Origin of the sequence: Nocardia sp. NPDC050712, from assembly GCF_040654295.1 — a bacterium.
In the GTDB taxonomy this organism is placed as follows: Bacteria; Actinomycetota; Actinomycetes; order Mycobacteriales; family Mycobacteriaceae; genus Nocardia.
Genome location: NZ_JBFAHT010000001.1, coordinates 1,187,499 through 1,201,325 on the forward strand (window position 1 = coordinate 1,187,499; position 13,827 = coordinate 1,201,325).

The window sequence follows — 13,827 nt, forward strand, 5'->3', positions numbered from 1 at the left end:
ACGATGACCACCGCCGCCGACAGCCATGATCTGATCCGCGTGCACGGTGCGCGCGTCAACAACCTCAAAGACGTCAGCATCGAGCTGCCCAAGCGCCGCCTGACGGTGTTCACCGGTGTCTCCGGCTCGGGGAAGAGCTCGCTGGTGTTCGACACCATCGCCGCGGAGTCGCAGCGGCTGATCAACGAGACCTACAGCACCTTCGTGCAGGGTTTCATGCCGACGCTGGCCCGCCCCGACGTCGACGTGCTGGACGGGCTGACCACCGCGATCAGCGTCGACCAGCAGCGCATGGGTTCGGACCCGCGCTCCACGGTCGGCACCGCCACCGACGCCAACGCCATGCTGCGCATCCTGTTCAGCCGGCTCGGCAAGCCGCACATCGGGTCACCGCAGGCGTTCTCGTTCAATGTCGCCTCGATCAGCGGCGCGGGCGCGGTGACGGTGGAGAAGGGCGGCCAGGAGGTCAAGGAGCGGCGCAGCTTCAGCATCACCGGCGGCATGTGCCTGCGCTGTGAGGGCCGCGGCGCGATCAACGACATCGACCTGACCCAGCTCTACGACGAGAACAAGTCCCTCAACGACGGCGCGCTGACCATTCCCGGCTACAGCATGGACGGCTGGTTCGGCCGGATCTTCAGCGGCAGCGGCTTTTTCGACATGGACAAGCCGATCAAGAAGTTCACCAAGAAGCAGCTCGCCGATCTGCTGCACAAGGAGCCGACCAAGATCAAGGTCGACGGCATCAACCTCACCTACGAGGGCATCATCCCGAAGATCCGCAAGTCGATGCTGTCCAAGGACGTCGACGCGTTGCAGCCGCACATCCGCGCCTTCGTGGAGCGCGCGGTCACCTTCGGCACCTGCCCCGACTGCGGCGGCACCCGGCTCACCGAGGCGGCCCGCTCCTCGAAGATCAAGAAGATCAGCATCGCCGACGCCTGCGCGATGCAGATCAGCGACCTGGCCGCCTGGGTGCGCGCCCTGAACGAGCCGTCGGTGGCGCCGCTGCTGGACAAGCTGGCCGACACCCTGGACTCGTTCGTGGAGATCGGGCTGGGCTACCTGTCACTGGACCGGCCGGCGGGCACGCTGTCCGGCGGTGAAGCCCAGCGCGTCAAGATGATTCGCCATCTCGGTTCGGCGCTCACCGATGTCACCTACGTCTTCGACGAGCCGACCGTCGGGCTGCACCCGCACGATATCGAGCGCATGAACAACCTGCTGCTGCAACTGCGGGACAAGGGCAACACCGTGCTCGTGGTGGAGCACAAGCCGGAGACCATCGCGATCGCCGACCACGTCGTCGACATCGGCCCCGGCGCCGGCACCGCGGGCGGGTCGGTCTGTTACGAGGGCACCGTCGCGGGCTTGCGGGCCAGCGGCACCGTCACCGGCAAACACCTGGACGACCGTGCGGCACTGAAGGATTCGGTGCGCGAATCCACCGGCAAGCTGCCCATCCGCGGCGCGAACAGCCACAATCTGCAAGATGTCGACGTCGATATTCCGCTGGGCGTGCTGTGTGTCGTCACCGGCGTCGCGGGCTCGGGCAAGAGCTCGCTGATCCACGGCTCGATGCCCGGCGCGGAAGGCGTTGTCGCCGTTGATCAGACGCCGATTCGCGGTTCGCGGCGCAGCAACCCGGCCACCTACACCGGGCTGCTGGAGCCGATCCGCAAGGCCTTCGCCAAGGCCAACGGCGTGAAACCCGCACTGTTCAGCGCGAATTCGGAGGGCGCCTGCCCGAACTGCAACGGCGCCGGTGTCATCTACACCGATCTCGGGATCATGGCGGGCATGGAGACCGTGTGCGAGGTGTGCGACGGCAAGCGGTTCATGGCCGAGGTGCTGGACTACAAGCTCGGCGGGCGCGATATCAGCGAGGTACTCGCCATGCCGGTGTCGGAGGCGGAGGAGTTCTTCCGCGCGGGCGCGGCGAAGATCCCGGCCGCGCACGCGATTCTGGAGCGGCTCGTCGACGTCGGTCTCGGCTACCTCACCATCGGCCAACCGCTCACCACGCTGTCCGGCGGCGAGCGGCAGCGGCTGAAGCTGGCCACGCACATGGGCGACAAGGGCGGGGTCTACGTCCTGGACGAGCCGACCACCGGCCTGCACCTGGCCGATGTCGAGAACCTGCTCGGCCTGCTGGACCGCCTGGTCGAATCCGGCAAGTCGGTGATCGTGATCGAGCATCACCAGGCGGTGATGGCGCACGCCGACTGGATCATCGACCTGGGCCCGGGCGCCGGCCACGACGGCGGCAAGATCGTCTTCGAGGGCACGCCCGCCGATCTGGTGGCGGATCGCACGACGCTGACCGCCCAGCATCTCGCGGAGTACGTGGGTGCCAAGAGCACGCGTAAGAAGGCCGCTGCGCGAAAGTAATTCACCACGTAGATCCCGACGGGCCGCTCTCCTCGAGAGCGGCCCGCGCGAACGCGCCGCGCGGCAGCGATATTCCCAGATCAGGGCCGGGCGCCGCTCAGGTGTTCCGCGGAAAGCCGAGTTCCAGGCCGCCGTGCGAGGGATCGAGCCAGCGGGTGGTGACGGCCTTGCCGCGGGTGAAGAAGTGCACGCTGTCGGTGCCGTGCGCGTGTGAGTCACCGAACAGGGAGTTCTTCCAGCCGCCGAAGCTGTAGTAGGCCATCGGAACCGGGATCGGCACATTGATGCCGACCATGCCGACCTCCACCTCGTGGTGGAACCGCCGCGCCGCGCCGCCGTCGTTGGTGAAGATCGCGGTGCCGTTGCCGTAGGGGTTGGCGTTGATCAGGGCGAGTGCGTCGTCGTAGGTGTCGACCCGTACGACCGACAGGACGGGGCCGAAGATCTCGTCGGTATAGACGCTCATGTCGGTGGCGACGTGATCGAGAATCGTCGGGCCCAGCCAGAATCCGTCCGCCGCGCCGTCGGCCCGCACCGCCCGGCCGTCGAGCGCGACGGTCGCGCCCGCGGATTCGCCGTCGTCGATGTAGCGCGCCACCCGATCGCGGTGCTCGCGGGTGATCAGCGGGCCCATGTCGACGGCCCGGGTGCCGTCGCCCGTGGTGATCGTCGCGGCCCGTTCGGCGATCTTGCCGACCAGATCGTCACCGACGGTGCCGACCGCGAGCACCACGCTGATCGCCATGCAACGCTCACCCGCCGAACCGAATCCGGCGTTCACCGCGGCGTCGGCGGCCAGATCCAGGTCGGCGTCGGGCAGCACCACCATGTGGTTCTTCGCGCCGCCCAGCGCCTGCACCCGCTTACCGTTGGCGGTGCCGCGCTGGTAGACGTAGCGCGCGATCGGCGTCGACCCGACGAAGGACACCGCCTTGATCGCCGGGTTGTCCAGCAGCTCGTCCACTGCCTCCTTGTCGCCCTGGAGCACGTTGAAAACGCCTGCGGGCAAACCGGCTTCGGCCCACAGCTCGGCCAGCCACAGCGCCGAGGACGGGTCCTTCTCGCTCGGCTTCAGCACCACCGTGTTGCCCGCGGCGATCGCCACCGGGAAGAACCACATCGGCACCATCGCGGGGAAATTGAACGGCGAGATCACCGCCACCGGCCCCAGCGGCTGCCGGATGGAGAAGATGTCGACCTTGGTCGAGGCGTTCTCGGTGTAGCCGCCCTTGAGCAGATGCGCTACCCCGCAGGCGAATTCGACCACCTCCAGGCCACGGCTCACCTCGCCCATGGCATCGGCGTGCACCTTGCCGTGCTCCGCGGTGATCAGCGCGGCCAGCTCTTCCTTGCGTTCGTTGAGCAGCTCCCGGAACCCGAAGAGCACCTGCGTGCGCCGCGCCAGCGAGGTCTCGCGCCAGTCCGCGAAAGCCGCGGCGGCCGAGGCGATCACGGCCTGCGCGTCGGACCGGTCGGCCAGGGCGACCTGCCCGGTGACCACCCCGGTCGCCGGATTGGTGACCGGCGCGGTGCGCGCGCTCGTCCCGCCGAACGCCTTGCCGTCGAGCCAGTGCGCGATCGTCTGCATGTCGTCCTCGATTCGGTCGGATACCACCGGGCTGCCGCACCTCAATCCTGCTCCGCACCCGCGCGGCCCGGACCGGAATAGCCATCTCGATTTCCGTGGTGGCGAAATCCACATTGTCGGCGGCCCGGCGGTGAATGAGACTGAGCGGATGGGTGGAGAGATAGATCAGGAGCTGCTGGCGCGGTGGGTGCGGCTGGCCGGCCCGCGGGCCGAGGCGGTGGGCGCGGATCTGGTGCGCCGGTACCGCGAACCGCATCGGCGCTATCACACCGTCGATCACCTGGCGACGATGCTGACCGTCATCGACGAGCTGGCCGCCGATGCCGCGGACGCCGACGCCGTGCGCTACGCCGCGTTCTTCCACGACGCCGTCTACGCGGTGGACCGGCCCGACAACGAGGAACGCAGCGCCGAGCTGGCCGAGCAGATCCTCGAATCACTGGGGGCCGCCACCGGACTCGTCGAGGAGGTCGGCAGGCTGGTGCGACTCACCGCGGGCCACGACCCGGCCCCCGGCGACCGCAACGGGGAAGTCCTCTGCGACGCCGATCTGGTCATCCTGGCCGCGGACGCCCCCGGCTACGCCGCCTACACCGCGGCCGTGCGTGCCGAATACCAGCACGTCCCCGACGAGCTGTTCCGCGCGGGCCGCGCCGCCGTGCTCCAGGGCTTGGCGCGGCAACCGCACCTGTTCCGAACCCCCGTCGCGCGAACCCGTTTCGAGGACGCGGCCCGCGCCAACCTGGCCGCCGAACTGGCCGATCTGACCGCGCCCTGACGGCCGGGCCGGGAAAGTGCCTGTCCAGCAGCGGTTTCCGATTCCGCCGATGCCGCGAACCGGGCGGTTTCCTGGTCTAGGCTCCGGAAGAACACCGAGCACGAAGTGGGAGCGGATATGACAACGCTTGGATTGATCGGCAGCGGCCGCATCGGCGCGACGGTAGCGCGCTTGGCGGTGGACGCGGGAATCGAAGTGGTCCTGAGCAATTCGCGCGGACCCGACACGCTCGCCGAACTCGTCACCGACCTCGGCTCCCGGGCCCGGGCGGCCACCGCGCAGGAGGCCGCCGAAGCCGGCGACCTCGTGGTGGTCAGCACGCCGTTCCGCGTCTACCGCGACGTTCCGGCGGCTCCGCTGGCGGGCAAGATCGTCCTGGACACCACCAACTACAGCGCCCAGCGTGACGGCGTCATCCAGGAACTGGACGACGGCAAGGTCACCAACAGCGAACTACTGCAACAGCATCTGGCCACCTCGAAGGTCGTCAAAGCCTTCAACACCATCTTTTTCACGCACCTGGCGGCCCTGCCGCGCCCGGGTCGCGCCGCCGACCGCTCGGCACTGCCCATCGCCGGCGACGATCTCACCGCGAAGACCACCGCCGCCGAACTGCTCGACACGCTCGGCTACGACACCGTCGACATCGGACCGCTCGCCGAATCCTGGCGGCTCGCCCCCGGTACACCCGCCTACGGCGCCCCGTACTCCGCGGGCACCCCGTTCTGGGAGCACGAGCCCAGCCCGGCCGACCCCGCCGCCGTGCGCGCCGCGGTCGAGAAGGCCACCCGCTGAGCTCAGGTGAGGATCAGAAGTTCGGTCGGCGAGGCGATTTCGGTGCGCAAGCCGGCCTTCTCGGCGACCCGGGCGACGCCGGAGACGTTTGTCGGCTCGGCGCGGGTCAGGACCAGCGCGCGGGCGAGCAGACCCTTGTGATGCTTGTTGAAATGGCTGACCACGGTGCGTGAGCCGTCCGGGTGTTCGGTCAGGACGTTGGCGGTGAGCGCGCCCGGGACGCGGCCGAGCTGCTGGTAGGTGCCCGAACGCAGGTCGATGACGAGATCGCCCGCGGCCTCGGCGGCCAGCGCCTCGGGGAGGGTGTCGCGCCACAGCGCCGAGAGGGTCGGCAGGCCGGGCAGTTTCGAGCCGCCGGAGAGCCGGTAGGCGGGGATGGGGTCCCCGGCGCGGACGGCCCCGAACAGCGCCGAGCCGATGCCGAGGCGGGCGTAGGCCTTCTCGCGCTGCGCCTTGGTGAACGATTTCGCGTTCAGGGCGTCGTACAGCACGCCGGTGTAGCGCTCCAGCGCGGGCCGGGTGGGGGAGGTGCGCAGGGCGGCGTTGCGGGCGATCTCGGCGTCAGCCCCCTTGCCCAGGGCCAGGGCCTTGCGCGCGGCGTCCGGGTCCTTGCTCAGTTCGATCAGTTCGGTGACCAGCTTGTCGCGGACCGCGGTGAGCTGCGGCATCGCGAGGTCGGCGAGATCCAGGGGCGCGCCCGCCCCGCCGTCGGACTTGGTTTCGGAGGGAGGCAGCAGCACCAGCACGAGCGGATACGGTACCGGCGCGCGCGGCGGTGGCGCCGCGGGCACGCCTGAATGGGTAATGCGTTGGAGCCCGCGCACGGCCAGGGACTACGCTGAGCACCCGTGATCACCCGCCTCTCCCACCTGTTCCTGCGTACCCTGCGCGACGATCCCGCCGACGCCGAGGTGCCCAGCCACAAACTGCTCGTTCGCGCCGGATACGTGCGCCGCGTCGCCCCGGGTGTGTACTCGTGGCTGCCGCTGGGTCTGCGTGTGCTGCGGGAAGTGGAGCGTGTGGTCCGCGAGGAAATGAACGCGATCGGCGCGCAGGAGATCTCGCTGCCCGCGCTGCTGCCGCGCGATCCGTACGAGACCACCAACCGGTGGACCGAATACGGCGACGCGCTGTTCCGGTTGCAGGACCGCAAGGGCGCCGACTACCTGCTCGGCCCCACCCACGAGGAACTGTTCGCGCTCACCGTGAAGAGCGAATACAACTCCTACAAGGACCTGCCCGTCGCGCTGTACCAGATCCAGACCAAGTACCGCGACGAGGAGCGGCCCCGCGCCGGCATCCTGCGCGGGCGCGAATTCATCATGAAGGACTCCTACTCCTTCGACCTCGACGAAGCGGGCCTGAAGAAGTCCTACAACGCGCACCGCGAGGCCTACCAGCGGATCTTCGAGCGACTCGGCGTCAAGTACGTCATCGTGGCGGCGACCTCCGGCGCCATGGGCGGCAGCGCGTCCGAGGAGTTCCTGGCCGACAGCCCCGTCGGCGAGGACACCTACGTGGTGTGCCGCGAGTCCGGGTACGCCGCGAACGTGGAGGCCGTGGTCACCGCCGCGCCCGAGGCCAAGCCGGTCGAGGGCCTGGCCGACGCGGTCGTGCACGAGACCCCGAACACGCCCACCATCGCGACCCTGGTCGACTGGGCGAACGAGGCCGGCGTCTACGGGCGTCCCGTCACCGCCGTCGACACCCTGAAGAACGTCATGGTGAAGCTGCGCCACCCGGACGGCAAGTCCGAGATCGTCGGCATCGGCATCCCCGGCGACCGCGAGGTCGACGACAAGCGCCTCGGCGCCTCGGTCGAACCGGCCGAGGTCGAGCTGCTCACCGACGAAGACTTCAAGAACAACACCTTCCTGGTGAAGGGCTACATCGGCCCGAAGGCGCTGCAGGACAACGGCGTCCGCTACCTCGTCGACCCCCGCGTGGCCACCGGCACCAGCTGGATCACCGGCGCCGACGCCCCGGGCAAGCACGTCGTCGGCTTGGTCGCCGGCCGTGACTTCACCCCCGACGGCACCATCGAGGCCGCCGAGGTCCGCGACGGCGATCCCTCGCCCGACGGCCGCGGCACCCTGGTCGCCGCGCGCGGCATCGAGATCGGCCACATCTTCCAGCTCGGCTACAAGTACACCGACGCCTTCGAGGTCGACGTGCTCGGCGAGAACGGCAAGCCGGTCCGCCTGATCATGGGCTCCTACGGCGTCGGCGTCTCCCGCATGGTCGCCGTCATCGCCGAGCAGCAGCACGACGAGAAGGGCCTGCGCTGGCCCTCGGAGGTCGCCCCGTTCGACATCCACGTCGTCATCGCCAACAAGGACGAGGCCGCCCGCGCCGGCGCCGAACAGGTTGTCGCGGGCCTGGATTCGCACGGCCTCGATGTCCTCTTCGACGACCGCACCGCCTCCCCGGGCGTGAAGTTCAAGGACGCCGAACTGCTCGGCATGCCCTGGGTGCTCGTCATCGGCCGCGGCTGGGCCGAAGGCAAGGTCGAACTCCGCAACCGTTTCACCGGTGAGGCCGAGGACATCCCGGCCGACTCGGCCGTCGAGTCCGTCCTGGCCAAACTGCGCGGCTGACCCCTCACGCTGTCTCGCCCCCGCTGTGCCGCGCGGTACAGCGGGGTTGCGCGAGACCGGGGTAGGGATAGCGCCAACTTCTATCAAGATGGCGCCAATCGGGGTGTGGCGGCGTCCGATTCCCGCGTAACCGTCCTGATGATGCGGTTGGATCGGCGCATGACACCTGACGAGTACCTGGCCTTGCTACGCGCTGAGTTGACCGCGTTCGGCGCGTGCGCGGGGGAGCGGTTGGACGCGCCGGTCGAGCACTGTGGTGACTGGACGATGTATGAGCTGGTCGATCACGTCGGTGGGGGGAACCTGTGGGTGGTGGCCGGGGTCAAGGAGCGCCGCGGTGACTACGAGCCCCCTGCCGGCCCGAAAGACCCCGCCGCGCTGAAGGATTGGTACGGTGCCACCGCGAACGCGCTGGTGTCGGTGCTGGAGGCCGACCCGGACACGCCTGCGTGGACCTTCTGGCCGCCACACACGGTGGGGTTCTGGCGCCGCCGCCGCTGGCTGGAAACCCTGGTGCACCGCTTCGACGCCGAGCGTGCGCTCGGCATCGACAGCCGGATCGAAGCCGCCCACGCGGCAGACGGCATCGCCGAGGTCATCGAGGTCTTCGCACCCCGGATGGTGAAGCGCGGTCTCGCGACCACGCCCACACACTCGGTCCGGTTGTCCGCCACCGACACCGGCGAATCCTGGGTACTCGGCCCCGGCGACCCGGTCGCCACGATCAGCGGCCCCGCGACACAACTCTTTCTGGCCCTGTGGAACCGAGCCGCGATCGCAGATCTCTCCTGGTCCGGCGATATCGCTGCCGCCCGGGAAGTGATGAAGGGCCCACTGGTCCCATAACCCTGGTTATGGGCGATCGGTGACCGGAGTCGTCCGCCATCCGCACTGGAGGTCATGCGCCGAGTTCGGCGAACATCTTCCGCTTGATGACGGGAACCGCGTTCGCGGTGCGGAAGAACAGGCGGCCGGCGGTGCGGGCGAGGCGGTTGTCGGACACCGATTGGTTGGCGGCCTTCAGGGATGTGCGCACCGCGTCGAAGCCGTAATCGATCATCTGCGCCTCGTACTCGTGGATGCCGGACAGCAACTCCTGTTCCCCACGATCGGCGGCGATCAACGCGCGGCACAGCGACTGTGCGTCGCGCAGGGCGGTGTTGGCGCCGATGCCGCCGAATGGGGTCATGCTGTGGATGGCGTCGCCGAGCACGGTCACGTTCGTGGTCTCCCACGGCGGCACCGGGACCGAGGTCTTGATGGGTAGCAGCGCGATCGTCTCGCTGTCGGTGTCGGCGACCAGGCGGCGTAGCGCGGGCGCCCAGCCCTCGGTCAGCCGGAGCGCGAGTTCCAGCAGCTCGTCGTTGCTCTTCGCCTCGAGATCCGGGCCGAAGCGTTCGCGCTTGGCGCCGAAGCCCCACAGCACGTAGGGCTGGGTGTTGTCGAACAGCGGGCCGGACAGGCCGGCCTCGTTGCCACCGATCGCCCCGGCCTCGGTGGGCGCGTCGAAATCGTGTGCGGCGACGAACATTCCGCAGCCGCTGGGCGGGATGACGCTGAACGGATGGGTCAGCAGGCGCGGATCGATGCGCCGGCGCGACTCCGAGGTGAGCAGGAATTTCGCACCGAGGGTGACGATTCCGGTATCGACCCGTTCGGCGTGCGGCAGATACTGGGCGCGCACTCGGGAGGTGCCGCCGTCGGCGCCGATCAGCACGTCACCGACTTCGCTTGTGCCGTCGGCGAAATGCGCGACCACCCGGCCGTCGGCCCGATGCTCGTAGCGTTCGAACATGCTGTCGTAGCGCACGACATCGCCGAGTTCGGCGAGCAGGATCTGGCGCAGCGTGATCCGGCTGACCCCGTAGTGATCGCCGCCGGCCGGATCGTGGGCGGGCTCGATCGGATCGAATTCCAGCAGTTCCTTCAGCTGTTCGGTGACGAACCCGAACCCGATGCTGCCCTTGCCGGAGGTGGCGATGAACGTCGAGAACAGTTCGGGGGAAAGCAGTTCCGCCAGCGCCCGGCTGCCGTTGGGGTTGATGTGGACGCGGAAGCCCTGCAACCGATCGGTGCGCTGGGTCTCGCGCTCGTGGACAGACACACTGACTCCGGCCCGGCGCAGCCCGTTGGCGAGCGCCAGCCCGCCGATGCCGCCGCCGGCGATGAGCACGTGCAGATTTCTGGCCATGACTTTCTCCTGATAGCTAGGTCCGGCTCCAGCCGAACTTTCCGGGGCGGCGTTTCGTCGCCCGCTGTTGATGTGCGGGGCCCGTGGTTGCCCAGTCCGCGAGCATCCGGTTCAGCAACCGGTCGAGGGTCGCCACGTCCTCGGCGGACCACTCGTCGATCACCGCCGCCAGCACCTGATCGCCGGTCTCCAGGAACTGCCGCAGCTCCGCGCGACCCGCGTCGGTCACCTCGATCAGCACCGCGCGCCGGTCGGCCGGATCCGGCGCGGTGCTCACCAGACCGGATTCGGCCAGGACCTGCACGTGCCGGGTGATCGAGGAGGGAAGCGCGTCCAGCCGCTCGGCGAGTTCGCCGGCCCGGATCGGCCCGGACTCCGCCGCGTGCTGCAGGACGCCGACCCGGACGGGGTCGTAGACCCGGGAAGTGCCCTGCCTGGTCGCCTCGGCGAACCGGATGATCGTGCGGGACAGGCGTTCCACGAGATCTTTATTTGCTTCCATGAAACAAACATATCATTTGTTTTCGTGAAACAATAGAGTTGCTGGAAAGACCTACGGTTCCGTAGGTAGATTTGCAGGTCAGCGGTTCCGCACACCCGGCCCACGCTGCTGTTACCCGCTGGTAAGTTAACCGGCATGACGAGCACCGACGCGCTGTTGTTCAACCCTGCGACCTACGACCCCCAGCACTTCGACGCCGAGACGCGTCGACTGCTGAAGGCGACTATCGAATGGTTCGAAGCGCGCGGCAAGGCGCAGCTGCTCGCCGACGACGCGGAAGCCGCCTGGGTCTCGGACTTCCTGGAGTTCGTGAAGCGGGAGAAGCTGTTCGCGACCTTCCTCACCCCGGCCGCCTACGCCGACGGCGACGAGAACCGCCGCTGGGACGCCGCCCGCAATGCCGCGCTCTCGGAGATCTTCGGCTTCTACGGCCTGGCGTACTGGTACGCCGAGCAGGTCACCATCCTGGGCCTGGGCCCGATCTGGCAGAGCGACAACGAGATCGCCAAGCAGAAGGCCGCCGCCGACCTCGCCGCCGGTGAGGTGATGGCCTTCGGCCTGTCCGAGCAGTCGCACGGCGCCGATATCTACAACACCGACCTGGTGCTCACCCCCACCGAGCCGGGCAGCGCCGACCGCGAGGCCGGAATCCTGTTCCGCGCCAACGGTGAGAAGTACTACATCGGCAACGGCAACGTCGCCAGCATGGTCTCGGTGTTCTCCCGCCGCGCCGACATCGAGGGCGCCGAGGGCTACATCTGGTTCGCCGCGGACTCCCAGCACGAGAACTACAAGCTGCTCGGAAACGTTGTGCACCAGCAGATGTACGTCTCCACCTTCCGCCTGGAGAACTACCCGGTGCGGGCCGAGGACATCCTGCACACCGGCCCCGAGGCCTTCTCGGCCGCGCTGAACACCGTCAACGTGGGCAAGTTCAACCTGTGCCACGGCGGCGTCGGCATGGTGGAGCACTCGTTCTACGAGGCCATCACCCACGCCAACAACCGGATCCTCTACGGCAACCCGGTCACCCAGTTCCCGCACGTGCGCGGCAATTTCGTCGACGCCTACAGCCGCATCGTCGCGATGAAGCTCTTCAGCGACCGTGCCGTGGACTACTTCCGCACCGCCAGCCTCGAAGACCGCCGCTACCTGCTGTTCAACCCGATGACCAAGTCCAAGGTCACCTCCGAGGGCGAGGTCGTGATGACCCTGCTGCTGGATGTGCTGGCCGCCAAGGGCTTCGAGAAGAACACCTACTTCGCCGAGGTCTCGCGCCTGATCAACACCCTGCCCCGGCTCGAGGGCACCGTGCACGTCAATGTCGGCCAGATCCTGAAGTTCATGCCGAACTACCTGTTCAACCCGAAGGAGTACCCGGAGGTCGGCACCCGGCAGGACGCCGCCGACGACACCTTCTTCTGGCAGCAGGGCCCGGCCCGCGGCGCCGGCAAGGTGCAGTTCGCGGACTGGACCCCGGTGTACGAGAAGCACTCCGACGTGCCGAACGTGGCCCGCTTCTACGAGCAGGCCCAGGCGCTGCGCAACCTGCTGCTGCACGCCGCGCCGAACGAGGCCCAGCAGAAGGACCTGGACTTCATGCTGACCATCGGCCACCTGTTCTCGCTGGTGGTCTACGGCCAGCTGGTGCTGGAGCAGGCCGCGCTCACCGGCCTGGACCGCGATGTGCTGGATCAGATCTTCGACTTCCAGATCCGTGACTTCAACGGCCACGCCACCACGCTGTACGGCAAGCCGTCGACCAGCCCGGCCCAGCAGGAATGGGTGGTGGGCGCGCTGCGCGGACCGGACGCCGACCGGGACCGCTTCGACCGCGTGTGGAACCAGGTCGTCGCCTACGACGGCGCCTACGAAATGCGCCCCTAGTCGCCATGATTCGGCCGGCCCCGACCGGGGCCGGCCGAGTTCACCCGCGGCTCAGGCGGGTTTACCCGGGAACGCCACCGTCGGTGGTTCCGTTCCCAGAATCGTCTGCCAAGTAGCCTGGCGCACAGCCGATTCGGTCAGCGCGTCGATCCCCGTGCGGCGGAACTCCGCGGTATCGGCGCGCTCGACCACCGCGCGCCAGGCGACGGTGCAGTCGTTCTCCACGGCCACCGCCAGTTTCGCCGCGGGGATCGGATCGTCCACCGGGAACGGCGTGGTGTACGCGGGATCGGGCGCCGGCACGGCCACCCCGGAAACCTTCAGCGCGTCGATCGTGGAATCCCGCCGGGCGCGGTGCGCCGCAACGTATTCCGCGACCAGCCGGGCCCGGTCGGTATTGGCGTAGGCCGCGACCACGCCGTAGGCGTACACCGCGGCGTACTCGGCTTCGAGCGCGTCGAGCAGCGCCTGCTGCTGTCCGGTCGTCATGCGAGCAGGACCCCCACTTCGGTCGCGCAGGACGCGCTGATGGACGCGAGCAGCCCGGCCCGGAACCCGGACAGCTGGCGGCTCAGGTCGGCCGCCGACTGCCGGGAGCGGGCGAGCTGATCGCGCAGCTGCTCGACGCCGATCGGCGTCGTCGGCGGTACCGGCGTACCGGTCGGCCCGCCCGGGGCGCCGGCGCCGGACGGGGTCACCGCGGCGCGGGTACGGGGCACCGGGGTGGTGCCGTCGCCGTAAACGCCGATGACGCGGTCGATTTCGGCCTGCAACGCCTCGGCGTGCGCGGTGCGCTCGGCGGCGATGGTGCTCAGCGCGCCCTGCCGCTGCGGTGCGAGCGCGATCGCCGCGGTGGCCGCGGCGGCATCGGCTTTGGCCGAGGTGACCTGCGCCGCAAGCGGATCCGGCGCCTGTAGCGGTTCCTCACCGCAGGCCGTGGTCGCACCGAGCGCGAACGCCCCGAGCGCGCCGCCACCCGCCAACCGGAGTGCGGTGCGGCGGGAGAAGCCAGTACTGTGGCCGGGCGAGCACCCGGCATGCGGGGCGAGGAGGCGGATGGGCACGGCACCATCGTGCCAGATTCACCCCGTGGTTCCG

Annotated in this window: 11 protein-coding genes and 1 pseudogene; 6 read left to right on the plus strand and 6 right to left on the minus strand. The window is 68.9% G+C overall.

Annotation, left to right across the window (positions count from 1 at the left end):
* Nucleotides 1-3: 3 nt before the first annotated feature.
* Entirely contained in the window at nt 4-2,391 is a 2,388-nt protein-coding gene (locus AB0H76_RS05710; protein ID WP_357317843.1) for an excinuclease ABC subunit UvrA, read from the plus strand.
* A 97-nt stretch (nt 2,392-2,488) separates the two neighbouring features.
* Here AB0H76_RS05710 and AB0H76_RS05715 read toward each other — a convergent pair whose 3' ends face one another.
* On the minus strand, nt 2,489-3,979 hold the full coding sequence (locus AB0H76_RS05715) for a CoA-acylating methylmalonate-semialdehyde dehydrogenase (protein ID WP_357320425.1): 1,491 nt from the start codon (nt 3,977-3,979) through the stop codon (nt 2,489-2,491).
* 148 nt (nt 3,980-4,127) lie between these two features.
* Between AB0H76_RS05715 and AB0H76_RS05720 the strand changes: the two genes are divergently transcribed.
* Entirely contained in the window at nt 4,128-4,757 is a 630-nt protein-coding gene (locus AB0H76_RS05720; protein WP_357317846.1) for a metal-dependent phosphohydrolase, read from the plus strand.
* Between the two features lie 60 nt (nt 4,758-4,817).
* A pseudogene (locus AB0H76_RS05725) lies at nt 4,818-5,552 on the plus strand (NAD(P)-binding domain-containing protein); the annotation flags it as partial.
* A 2-nt stretch (nt 5,553-5,554) separates the two neighbouring features.
* On the opposite strand, the gene yaaA reads toward AB0H76_RS05725, so the two are convergent.
* Nucleotides 5,555-6,298, minus strand: coding sequence for a peroxide stress protein YaaA (gene yaaA, locus AB0H76_RS05730; protein WP_357320428.1), 744 nt, complete (start codon nt 6,296-6,298; stop codon nt 5,555-5,557).
* Between the two features lie 102 nt (nt 6,299-6,400).
* Here yaaA and AB0H76_RS05735 point away from each other — a divergent pair, with 102 nt between their 5' ends.
* A complete protein-coding gene (locus tag AB0H76_RS05735; protein ID WP_357317849.1) occupies nt 6,401-8,149 on the plus strand; it encodes a proline--tRNA ligase in 1,749 nt (582 codons plus the stop codon).
* Between the two features lie 159 nt (nt 8,150-8,308).
* The gene (locus AB0H76_RS05740) at nt 8,309-8,995 is read left to right on the plus strand and encodes a maleylpyruvate isomerase family mycothiol-dependent enzyme (protein WP_357317852.1); all 687 of its coding nucleotides are present in this window, start codon (nt 8,309-8,311) and stop codon (nt 8,993-8,995) included.
* A 52-nt stretch (nt 8,996-9,047) separates the two neighbouring features.
* On the opposite strand, the gene AB0H76_RS05745 is transcribed toward AB0H76_RS05740, so the two are convergent.
* Entirely contained in the window at nt 9,048-10,340 is a 1,293-nt protein-coding gene (locus AB0H76_RS05745) for an FAD-dependent monooxygenase (RefSeq protein ID WP_357317855.1), read from the minus strand.
* Between the two features lie 16 nt (nt 10,341-10,356).
* Nucleotides 10,357-10,842 (minus strand): MarR family winged helix-turn-helix transcriptional regulator, encoded by a 486-nt coding sequence (locus AB0H76_RS05750; protein WP_357317858.1) that lies wholly within the window; start codon nt 10,840-10,842, stop codon nt 10,357-10,359.
* Nucleotides 10,843-10,977: 135 nt separating this feature from the next.
* On the opposite strand from AB0H76_RS05750, the gene AB0H76_RS05755 reads away from it, so the two are divergent.
* Nucleotides 10,978-12,729, plus strand: coding sequence for an acyl-CoA dehydrogenase family protein (locus AB0H76_RS05755; RefSeq protein WP_357317861.1), 1,752 nt, complete (start codon nt 10,978-10,980; stop codon nt 12,727-12,729).
* A 51-nt stretch (nt 12,730-12,780) separates the two neighbouring features.
* On the opposite strand, the gene AB0H76_RS05760 is transcribed toward AB0H76_RS05755, so the two are convergent.
* Together AB0H76_RS05760 and AB0H76_RS05765 are read right to left on the minus strand one after the other, a co-directional pair.
* Nucleotides 12,781-13,218 carry a ferritin-like domain-containing protein gene (locus AB0H76_RS05760; protein ID WP_357317864.1) on the minus strand — a complete coding sequence of 146 codons (438 nt, stop codon included), beginning with the start codon at nt 13,216-13,218 and terminating at the stop codon, nt 12,781-12,783.
* Nucleotides 13,215-13,793 (minus strand): hypothetical protein, encoded by a 579-nt coding sequence (locus tag AB0H76_RS05765; RefSeq protein WP_357317867.1) that lies wholly within the window; start codon nt 13,791-13,793, stop codon nt 13,215-13,217. The genes AB0H76_RS05760 and AB0H76_RS05765 overlap by 4 nt, the downstream gene beginning before the upstream one ends.
* Between the last annotated feature and the right edge of the window lie 34 nt (nt 13,794-13,827).